Source organism: Colwellia sp. MEBiC06753 (assembly GCF_053470325.1).
This window is the reverse complement of record NZ_JBQMTM010000001.1, coordinates 259,795-270,020: the sequence shown is the minus strand read 5'-3', so window position 1 is coordinate 270,020 and position 10,226 is coordinate 259,795. Positions and strand designations below refer to the sequence as shown.

Sequence of the window (10,226 nt, the reverse complement as noted above, 5' to 3'; positions counted from 1 at the left end):
CTTATACGCCCTCTGGTGATATACGCTTAGCTTGTTGTGCTTCCTGATATTCTTGCTCAGTTAACGCCTGAACTTTACTACCATGGCGAATACGGTGTAGCCCTTTAATCACTATACGCTCTCCAGCTTGTAAACCAGAGCCAATTACTATGCCCGGTTCACCATAATGCTCAACAATGACAAATCGACGCTCTACAACATTATTATCAAGCACTACCATCACATAAACGCCACCTTGTTCGACCTGCGCGGCTTCTTCAGGAACAATCACCGCATTGGTCATTTCATCTAACTTAATTCGTGCTTTGGTATACTGACCGGGTAACAATTCACTTTCAGGGTTTGGTAAAACCGCGCGAACTCTAAACGTACCGGTTTTCGGATTAATTTTCGGATCAGTAAAGCTGACATCCCCCCAATAACGATATTCACTGTCATCAGGTAATGTAATACGCACAAAACCTTCAACCGCCTTACCTTTTTCTTCGGCTTTTAATTTATCTAAAATTGAGGTCATTCGGCGCTTCGTATTAAGGTAATCGAGCGCCGACATATTAAAGTGAACGAAAATAGGGTTAATGCGTTTTATGGTGGTAAGCAAAGAAATGCCGCCAGAGCCCACCAGTGCGCCAATATCAGCTTCAGAGCTTGAGACCATACCACTAACTGGTGCGGTAATTCGGGTATAACTTAATTCTAGTTCGGCTTCATTTAACTCTGCTCTTGCCGCCAGTACCGAAGCTTGCGCTTGCTCCTGAGTAGATAAAGCGTTGTCATAATCGAGCTGGCTGGCAGCATCTTGTTCGTATAGAGGCTTAAGTCGCTGAACATCACGCTTTGCTTTAGCTAAAGCCGCTTGCGCTTTTTCAAAGGCTGCACTTACGCGTGCCACTCGGGTTTTGTAGGGTTTATTATCAATTTCATAGAGTAAATCCCCTTCGTTAACCCAACTACCTTCAACAAACTTTACGCTTTCAACAAAGCCAGTAATACGGGCACGAACTTCAACATCAAGTGATGCTTGGGTGCGCGCTACATAATTACCATAAAGCGGGACATTTTCCAGCTTGGCTTGGGTTACTACAACTTGCTCAACGACCTCAGGCTTTTGCGCAGGTTGGCAAGCAGTTAACAGCACAACCAGTGCCAACATATACAGCGAGTAAAAACCAAGCTTAACCATTTTTCTCTTTCCCTTTAAAACATGTCAGGAGTAGCTTTGCTACCTATCAGCTATTTTGCGCTGATAGTTTACAATTTTGCAACAGTTTTAACTAAATATTGATAATGCAATAACTACCTAAAGCATAAGAGAAAAGTTCGAAAAATGAAAATGGGTGGGATGCATAACAAAACTATTCGATACAGTTGGCTGAGTAAAAATCTATTTGATACGTTGGAAGAGGTTCAAGAACATGCTACAAATTGGTTGTGGTTTTATAATCATAAACGACCACACAAAGCCAATGGCGGCAAACCACCGCTAGCTGTAGCTTAACTTTCTATTTTTGATAATAGTTAAAAATGGGAGGATTACCCATTAAACGGTTAAGTTAAAAACGTTACCTTTAGTAAAATAGCTAGCTTGATAAGCTTGTAATTGCTTAGTCCTTGCGCGGGAATTTTCGGTATCTGCTAAATGTAATTGATGTTGCTGTTCAATTGCCACCATATCTATTGGCAGTCGTTGTTCAGTATCAATAAATTTAGCAACAGAGGTAATGAGCGGATTTAACTGAGTGACGGCTTGGCGATAACTTTCGGTATCTTGATAACGATACAGTTGAATTGTATTTGTCATAGCCCTGCTCCCAGTTAAAATTTTCTAATGAAGATCTTAGCTGAAGAGTCAGTGGTTAATTGTGATTAAATGTAACAGTTGCGCAACATATTGTGCATAAAAAAGGCGGATAGTCCGCCTTTTATTAATTGATTTTTAATTTCTTTACCTAAGTACTTTAACTTAAGTACTTTAACTTAAGCATTTTAATGCTTTGGCACTTTAACGCTTTTGCATTTTAGCTTAGGCGTTAGTCGCTTTTTCTTCGCTAGCAGTGTCAGTTGCGACATCTGTTTGTTCATCGGCGAATTTATCAACCCAAAGCGCAATAGCGCCATCACCAGTAACATTACACGCCGTTCCAAAACTATCTTGCGCTAAATAAAGTGCAATCATTAACGCTAATGCTGCATCAGTAAAGCCCAGCATACTAGCCAGTAAGCCTAAAGCCGACATAACTGCGCCACCTGGCGCGCCTGGCGCTGCAATCATAGTTACGCCCAGCATTAGAATAAAGCCGATCATGCCACCAATACCCGGTACTGCAAGCTCTGGCGTTAATAACATAACCGCTGTAGCACAAGTCACAATAGTGATTGTTGAACCACTTAAGTGAATTGACGCACATAATGGCACAGTAAAGTTAGCAATATTATCGCTAACCTTATTTGATTTTGTTGCTTTAAGTGACACCGGAATGGTTGCGGCACTCGACATGGTACCTAATGCCGTAAAGTAGGCCGGCAACATGTTTTTCAATAAAGTGATAGGTGACTTTTTCAGTGCTATACCGCTACCAATATAAAGTACCGTGATCCATAGCCAATGCATAATAATCGCTAAAATTAATACCACACCAAAGGTTTTTAGCGTTGAGAATACCGTACCATCAGCAGCCATTTCAGCAAATACGCCAGCAATATAAAACGGTAAAGCAGGAATAATAACCTTACTTAATAAGACATCAATAATATCACGTGCCTCGTTTACGCCTTTACGTAAGCTAGTGGCATTAATTGCACTAATACCAATACCTAAAATAAACGCTAACGCTAATGCCGTCATTACTTCAAACATTGGCGGAATGCTAATATCGATAAAGCTTTTTAGCTTTTCACCTTCATGAGCCGCTTCTAATGCGTTGCCACCGACTAAACTTGGCAATATTGCACTAGCAACTAAAAACGCCAATGTACCTGCGATGATAGTTGAGCCATAAGCTAGGCCAACGGTTTTACCTAGCAACGAGCCCGAGCCTTGAGGTAATGACGCGATACCACTGGCGATATAAAATAAAATAATCAGTGGAATGGTGAATTTAATTAATTGGCCAATTACCGTTTGTGCGGTAAATAACAGCTGAACAATAACATCTGGGCCATAAAGACCAATCAGCATACCGGCGACAATGCCGGCAATGAGTTTTAATACTAGGTTCATGAACGCTCCAAAGTGAGAATTATCATTTTTATTATGGGTAAAATATTTAAATTACTTTTTGGTAAATACACGCCTATTCTAACGTGATTATTCACTTGCAAGCCAGCGCACCCATACTGATTTTTGCGCTTTATGCGTATTTTCAATAAATTGCCGGCAAACAAAATAGTTCGGAATTGCCACCAGCTCATCGCAATAATAAATAAACGGTAAACGCGTGCGCTGCCACGGCGGTAATTGCAGCTCTTGTAATACTTTTTTGAGTGAGCGCGAGTGCTGACGATAGTCAGGAGTAACGTTTGGGTTGTGATGACTAAACCTTACAATAACTGGCAAGGTTAAGTCTGCAACACAAAAGACATTGCCCTCACCTTTTTCACGTTCGACAGTTGCCTGCGTAAACTCCAAAACGCCTAAATTATCTGGCAATGGTAGGCGTAACTTAGCGCTTGCTAATTGTGATAAATCCAGTTGAAATTCAACTGAAGAAAGATCAGCAAAGTCATCGGTAATATAAAGTTTATCCTGATATCGCCTTGCCCAATAGTGACCTAATTTCACCGCTGGTACTTTATCTTGCTCAGCCGTTAGCTGGCTATAAAGTTCATCCAATTGCGCTTGCGATGGCATCAAGTACTGCTGCGATGCAAAGTAATAACGCATAACATTATTAAACCGAATTTGAGACAACTTAGATAATTCGTTAAGACAAAAGCGAGCATTACTTTCACCAACAATATTTTCACCAGCAGCAGGTATCAGCAAAATATTCGTTAAGTCATCAGCGGCTAATTCATCCGCCAATTGCTGATTTTCCCTACATAACTGCGCACTTCTCGCCACCGTTTTAGTAAACGCCGGCCAGCGCTGGTTTATTAGCGGTAATACACTGTTGCGTAAAAAGTTACGATCAAAACGCTGATCTTGATTTGACTCATCTATTACCCAAGTTAGCTGCTGAACTGTGGCAAATTGCTCAATAGCAAGACGCGACTCACCTAACAATGGTCGACAAATTATATTGCCGTTAATCTCAGTAAGCTCAGCCATTGCACTTAAGCCTTTAACGCCTGAACCACGCTTTAACGCCAATAATAATGTTTCAGCCTGATCATCAAGATGATGGCCAGTAAAGATTAACGTAGGCTGATCAAATACTTGGTGTAAGGCCAAGTAACGCGCTTCACGTGCTTGGGCTTCAAGGCTTTCTGTCGAGTTAATATCAAGTGTCACGCTAACCACTTTAAGCGCTAATTGCCTTTTCGTACATTCTTGCTCAGCAAAACGTTGCCAGTCATCGGCATTGCTACTTAGGCCGTGATGAACATGGCATATCACTATCTTTCGATTGCGATATTTAGCATTTTCATGCGTTAACGTATCAAATGCGCTTGAAACTAGGCTAAGTAAAACTTGAGAATCAACACCACCACTGTAGGCGACAACTACAGGCCAGTCAGGGTAAGTTAATAATATTGAATGTATTTTACTTTGTGCTGAATTCATCAAATGTGGTTGGAGTAAACGTTAGATTGGTAATAAAAAGCGGCCTTCAGGCCGCTTTAATTGAGTGCTTAACAATAACCGAAAGACATCAAACGTTGGTAACGTTTCTCAATCAGCTCATCTTTCGATAACCCACTTAACGAGTCTAAATCAGCCTTAATTGCTTGTTTTAATAAGGCTGACATTTCGTCCATATCACGGTGCGCACCGCCTAATGGCTCTTCAATAATGTTATCGATTAAGTCTAATTCTTTAATACGTTTTGCAGTAATCCCCATAGCTTCGGCTGCGGTAGATGCTTTCTCGGCTGTTTTCCATAAAATTGACGCACAACCTTCTGGTGAAATAACTGAGTAAGTAGAGTATTTCAGCATGTTCACGCGATCGCCAACACCAATGGCTAACGCACCACCTGAACCACCTTCACCAATAACCGTACAAACAATTGGTACCGTTAAACGCGACATGACTTTAAGGTTACGGGCAATGGCTTCACTTTGACCACGCTCTTCTGCGCCAACACCTGGGTAAGCACCTGGCGTGTCGATAAACGTGATAATTGGCATATTAAAGCGTTCTGCCATTTCCATTAAACGTAGGGCTTTACGATAACCTTCAGGACGCGGCATACCAAAGTTACGTTTAACTTTTTCATTGGTTGAGCGGCCTTTTTGATGGCCTATAATCATTACAGGCTTGCCATCTAAACGTGCGGTACCACCAACAATGGCTTTGTCGTCAGCGTAAGCACGATCACCAGCTAACTCGTCAAACTCAGTGAAAATACGTGATAAATAGTCAAGTGTGTAAGGGCGTTGCGGATGACGAGCAACACGCGCAGTTTGCCAAGGATCTAAATTGGCATAAATTTTCTTAGTTTGTTCTTTGTTCTTTTCGCGTAGCTGATTGATTTGCTCTTCTAAATCTAAATCAAGCTCTTGACCATTGCTGACCAACTGCAACTCTTCAATTTTTTCTTCTAGTTCAGCAATAGGCTGTTCAAAATCTAAAAAATTTAATGACATATGCGTTTGATTACCTAACCTGTCGTTAACCAATGCTCATGCACTGGCTTTATTTAAATTGTAAGGTGAGGTTTTCCTCACCTAGTAAAATTCTTAATTCATGCAGTAACATATCTTCTGGTGTTACTCGCCATTGCACGCCAAGCTCGAACATAGCCTCAGCTTCCGGACAACGATAAAATACACGAACTGGACAAGTACCGTCTTTATACGGCGACAATACTTGAGTAAATTTCTCGATAAAGTCTGCACCAATTTCGGCGCTATCAACGCTAAGATCCAGAGATTTAACATTTTTTTCTCTAGCAGCCGCGATGGTCATTATATCTCGGCCGGACATTGTATATCCACCGGAATAATCATCAAAGCTGACCTGTCCGCTACACACTAATATAGCATCATTCTCTAACAGTTCCGCAAAGCGTTCATAATCATCAGGAAATAGCCTAACATCCATGCGCGCACTGCGATCATCAAGTGTCACCAACGCCCAACGTTTGCCGCGTTTATTCACCAATACCCGAACACCAAGCACTAAACCTGCTACCGTTGCTGACTTATCTTTACCCGTGGGTTGCACGCCGACTAAACGGCTAGTGGTGTAATGTTTAATTTCACTTAAGTAACGATTAATCGGATGACCGGTTAAATAAAGCCCTAACGTTTCTTTTTCACCATCTAACCAAACTTGCTCTGGCCAAGGCGCTACTTGCTTAAACGTTTGGCGGGTATCTTCCGGCTGTTCATTGATCAGGCCAAATAAATCATCTTGCCCTAATGATTGGGCTTTTGCATGCTGCTCTGCTGCGCGAATAGCATCAGGCAAAGTTTCAAACATTGCTGCGCGATGTGGGCCACCACTAGGCGTTTTAGGGCCTAGTGCATCCATCGCACCTGATTTAACCAAGCGCTCTAACACGCGTTTATTGGTTTTCTTAATATCGACTCGCGCACAGAAATCGAATAAATCAGCAAATGGCCCGCCAGCTTTGCGCGCGGCAATAATAGCTTCTATTGGCCCTTCACCAACACCTTTAACCGCACCAATACCATAAACAATTTCATTATCATCGTTAACGGTAAATTTATATTGACCAGAGTTTACATCGGGCGGCAGCAAAGTCAGCCCCATATTTTTACACTCATCAACCAAAGTCACGATTTTATCGGTGTTATCCATATCCGCCGACATTACCGCTGCCATAAATGGCTCAGGAAAATGCGCTTTCATCCACAGCGTTTGGTAAGACACTAATGCATAGGCTGCTGAATGCGATTTGTTAAAACCATAACCGGCGAATTTTTCCACCAAGTCAAAGATTTTCATGGCAAGCTCGCCATCGACACCCTGACTTTTTGCGCCCTCTTCAAACACGGCACGCTGTTTAGCCATTTCTTCAGGCTTTTTCTTACCCATAGCACGACGCAACATATCTGCGCCACCTAGCGTATAGCCTGCCAAAACCTGAGCAATTTGCATTACCTGCTCTTGATACAAAATAATGCCGTAGGTCGGTTCAAGTACCGGCTTTAACCATTCATGCTGCCAAGTAACATCAGGGTAAGACACTTCTTCACGGCCATGCTTACGTTCGATAAAGTTATCTACCATCCCAGAATCTAGTGGGCCTGGGCGGAACAAGGCTACCAAAGCGATAATATCTTCGAAGCAGTCAGGCTTTAGCTTTTCAATCAAGGCTTTCATACCGGACGATTCCAGCTGGAAAACGGCAGTCGTTTGCGCGGCTAATAACACATCAAATGATTTTTTATCATCTAGTGGAATAGCAGTAATATCAATCGGCTCTTTACCTGCTACTTCTAACTTGGCATTAGCCATTTGAATGGCCCATTGCAAAATGGTCAGCGTACGAAGGCCTAAGAAGTCAAACTTAACCAGACCGGCATCTTCAACGTCATTTTTATCAAACTGAGTAACGGGGTTTTTACCCTCGTCATCACAATAAAGCGGCGCAAAATCAGTAATGGTTGTCGGCGAAATAACTACGCCACCGGCATGTTTACCGGCATTACGTGTAGTACCTTCTAAAATACGACACATGTCGATCAAATCTTTAACGTCTGAATCTTGCGCGTAAAGCTCGGGTAATTTTGGCTCAGCATCAAAGGCTTTAGCTAGCGTCATGCCTGGATCAGGCGGGATAAGTTTCGAGATTCGATCAACAAATCCGTATGGATGACCTAATACTCGGCCAACATCGCGAATTACCGCTTTTGCCGCCATAGTACCAAAGGTAATAATTTGCGATACCGCATCACGCCCGTAAAGCTCTGCTGTATGGGCAATTACCTCATCACGCCGGTCCATACAAAAGTCGACGTCGAAATCCGGCATCGAAATACGTTCAGGGTTTAAGAAACGTTCGAAAAGTAGATCAAATTCTAGTGGGTCAAGGTCGGTAATTTTTAAGGCATAGGCCACCAGTGAACCAGCACCAGAGCCACGGCCTGGGCCTACAGGAATATCGTTATCCTTACTCCACTGAATAAATTCCATTACGATCAGGAAGTAACCAGGGAAGCCCATGTTATTAATAACTTCAAGCTCTACTTTTAAGCGCTCATCATAAGGCTTTCTGATTTCTTCAAAATCAGGGGAGTCTTTATCAAATAAAAACTCTAAGCGCTCTTGTAAACCTTCTTCCGAAACTTTGACTAAATATTCATCAATTTTCATCCCTTCGGTAGGAAAATCGGGTAAGAAATATTCACCAAGACGGACGGTTACATTACAGCGTTTGGCAATTTCCACTGAGTTGGCCAGCGCTTCAGGAATATCGGCAAATAGCTCGCACATTTCCTGCTCAGAGCGCAAATATTGCTGCGGCGAAAAACGTTTTGGTCGACGTTTATCATCTAGCGTATAGCCATCATGAATTGCTACGCGAATTTCATGGGCATCAAAATCATCTTCTTTTAAAAATACCACTTCGTTGGTGGCAACTACCGGTAAGTCATATTCACTGGCTAGTTCTACAGCCAAATGCAAATAAGTTTCTTCATCAGGGCGGCCGGTACGAATCAGCTCTAAATAGAATCTATCGGGAAAGTATTGCTGGTAAAATTCAACCATGGCACTGACTTGAGCGTTATTGCCTTTGAGCAATGCTTTGCCAATATCGCCTTCTCGGCCACCAGATAAAATAATTAAGCCTTGTGCGTATTCCACCAACCAAGACTTGTCTAATACCGCTTTATTTTGAATATGGCCACGTAAATAGGCTTTGGAAATCAGTTCAGTTAGGTTTTTATAACCCGTGTTGTCGCTAGCAATAATAACCAGACGAAAGAGCTGATCTTCAAGTTCTTCGCTTTTTACCCAAAAGTCACAGCCAATAATCGGCTTAATACCTGCGCCATGACAAGCATGATAATATTTAACCAAGCCACACAAGTTCATTTGATCAGTTAAGGCAATCGCTGGCATATTTAGCGATTCTGCTTGGGCAATAATCGGCTTAACTTTGCTTAAACCATCACACATTGAAAAGTCACTATGAACTCTTAAATGAATAAACTGAGGTGGTGTTGCTATTGCTTGCTCGGACATGAAAATTCGCTATCGTTTGTCGTTATTATTATGGCTATTGATTAAATACTTTCGCGAACCTGATTACTAAGGCGCACTATTTTCTGCTTTATTTTTCTTATTAACTTTTCTTAATTAATATTTTTATTAAAGATAGTGGTTATATTAACTTAGCTAAGCTTACCTAGCCTAGCTTCACTGCTGACTTTGCTAACTTAGTTTAACTGCTACGCTGATTAATAATTGCTGCTACCGGTTTAAAGCTTCTACGATAACAATCTAACACGCCTAATTCAGCAATTTTTTCAAAATGCGCTTTGGTTGGATAACCTTTATGCTTGGCAAAACCAAATTCTGGATACTCGGCATCAAGGGCAATCATGTCATTGTCACGCTCAACTTTAGCAAGAATTGATGCAGCACTAATTTCTGCCACTCTAGCATCGCCTTTGACTACCGCTTGTGATGGTATGCCGAGCTCAGGGCAACGATTGCCATCAATTAGCACATAATCAGGCGTAACATTTAAGCCAGCTACCGCACGTTGCATCGCTAGCATTGTCGCATGCAAAATATTAATCGTATCTATTTCTTCTGGTGTCGCTCTGCCAATGGCCCATGCTACGGCTTTTTGCTTAATCTCTGCGGCCAACAACTCTCGTTTTTTTTCAGAAAGCTTTTTAGAGTCCATTAAGCCTTCAATTGGGTTGTCCATATCCAAAATAACTGCAGCAGTCACGACATCTCCGACTAACGGACCGCGCCCGACTTCGTCAACACCAGCAATACAATAAGCCACTGGGTATTCAAATGGTGGTAATGATGGCTTGCTTTTTTTAGCTTGAGTTTCTCTAGCTTGAATGGATTTAGTCATATTGATTTAACGTAAGTCTTAAAACAGTTTGTAATACACAGGTAAAGCAAT

Annotated in this window: 7 protein-coding genes and 1 pseudogene; 1 reads left to right on the top strand and 7 read right to left on the bottom strand. The window is 41.9% G+C overall.

All coding sequences use genetic code 11. The features are described from left to right. Nucleotide 1: 1 nt before the first annotated feature. Nucleotides 2–1,183 (bottom strand): efflux RND transporter periplasmic adaptor subunit, encoded by a 1,182-nt coding sequence (locus ACOB82_RS01295; RefSeq protein ID WP_448211094.1) that lies wholly within the window; start codon nucleotides 1,181–1,183, stop codon nucleotides 2–4. Between the two features lie 162 nt (nucleotides 1,184–1,345). Between ACOB82_RS01295 and ACOB82_RS01290 the strand changes: the two are divergent. Further along, a pseudogene (locus ACOB82_RS01290) lies at nucleotides 1,346–1,498 on the top strand (integrase core domain-containing protein); the annotation flags it as partial. A gap of 42 nt (nucleotides 1,499–1,540) precedes the next feature. Here the strand turns inward: ACOB82_RS01290 and ACOB82_RS01285 are convergent. The 6 genes from ACOB82_RS01285 to rnhB all read right to left on the bottom strand — a co-directional run bounded on the left by ACOB82_RS01285 (nucleotide 1,541) and on the right by rnhB (nucleotide 10,175). Beyond that, on the bottom strand, nucleotides 1,541–1,801 hold the full coding sequence (locus ACOB82_RS01285) for a hypothetical protein (protein ID WP_448211093.1): 261 nt from the start codon (nucleotides 1,799–1,801) through the stop codon (nucleotides 1,541–1,543). Nucleotides 1,802–2,023: 222 nt separating this feature from the next. Next, nucleotides 2,024–3,220, bottom strand: a complete 1,197-nt coding sequence (locus ACOB82_RS01280; protein WP_448211092.1) for a dicarboxylate/amino acid:cation symporter — start codon at nucleotides 3,218–3,220, stop codon at nucleotides 2,024–2,026. An 87-nt stretch (nucleotides 3,221–3,307) separates the two neighbouring features. Then, nucleotides 3,308–4,726, bottom strand: coding sequence for a tRNA lysidine(34) synthetase TilS (gene tilS, locus ACOB82_RS01275; protein ID WP_448211091.1), 1,419 nt, complete (start codon nucleotides 4,724–4,726; stop codon nucleotides 3,308–3,310). A gap of 68 nt (nucleotides 4,727–4,794) precedes the next feature. Next, nucleotides 4,795–5,751: an acetyl-CoA carboxylase carboxyl transferase subunit alpha gene (gene accA, locus ACOB82_RS01270; protein WP_448211090.1), complete on the bottom strand. Its 957-nt coding sequence runs from the start codon at nucleotides 5,749–5,751 to the stop codon at nucleotides 4,795–4,797. A 49-nt stretch (nucleotides 5,752–5,800) separates the two neighbouring features. Continuing rightward, a complete protein-coding gene (gene dnaE, locus ACOB82_RS01265) occupies nucleotides 5,801–9,322 on the bottom strand; it encodes a DNA polymerase III subunit alpha (protein ID WP_448211089.1) in 3,522 nt (1,173 codons plus the stop codon). Between the two features lie 199 nt (nucleotides 9,323–9,521). After that, nucleotides 9,522–10,175, bottom strand: a complete 654-nt coding sequence (gene rnhB, locus ACOB82_RS01260; RefSeq protein ID WP_448211088.1) for a ribonuclease HII — start codon at nucleotides 10,173–10,175, stop codon at nucleotides 9,522–9,524. Nucleotides 10,176–10,226 lie beyond the last annotated feature (51 nt).

What these genes read in the sequence shown, in the direction of transcription:
- ACOB82_RS01295 (WP_448211094.1), bottom strand. Translation starts at nt 1,183, where the DNA reads ATGGTTAAGCTTGGTTTTTACTCGCTGTATATGTTGGCACTGGTTGTG.
- ACOB82_RS01285 (WP_448211093.1), bottom strand. Translation starts at nt 1,801, where the DNA reads ATGACAAATACAATTCAACTGTATCGTTATCAAGATACCGAAAGTTAT.
- ACOB82_RS01280 (WP_448211092.1), bottom strand. Translation starts at nt 3,220, where the DNA reads ATGAACCTAGTATTAAAACTCATTGCCGGCATTGTCGCCGGTATGCTG.
- tilS (WP_448211091.1), bottom strand. Translation starts at nt 4,726, where the DNA reads ATGAATTCAGCACAAAGTAAAATACATTCAATATTATTAACTTACCCT.
- accA (WP_448211090.1), bottom strand. Translation starts at nt 5,751, where the DNA reads ATGTCATTAAATTTTTTAGATTTTGAACAGCCTATTGCTGAACTAGAA.
- dnaE (WP_448211089.1), bottom strand. Translation starts at nt 9,322, where the DNA reads ATGTCCGAGCAAGCAATAGCAACACCACCTCAGTTTATTCATTTAAGA.
- rnhB (WP_448211088.1), bottom strand. Translation starts at nt 10,175, where the DNA reads ATGACTAAATCCATTCAAGCTAGAGAAACTCAAGCTAAAAAAAGCAAG.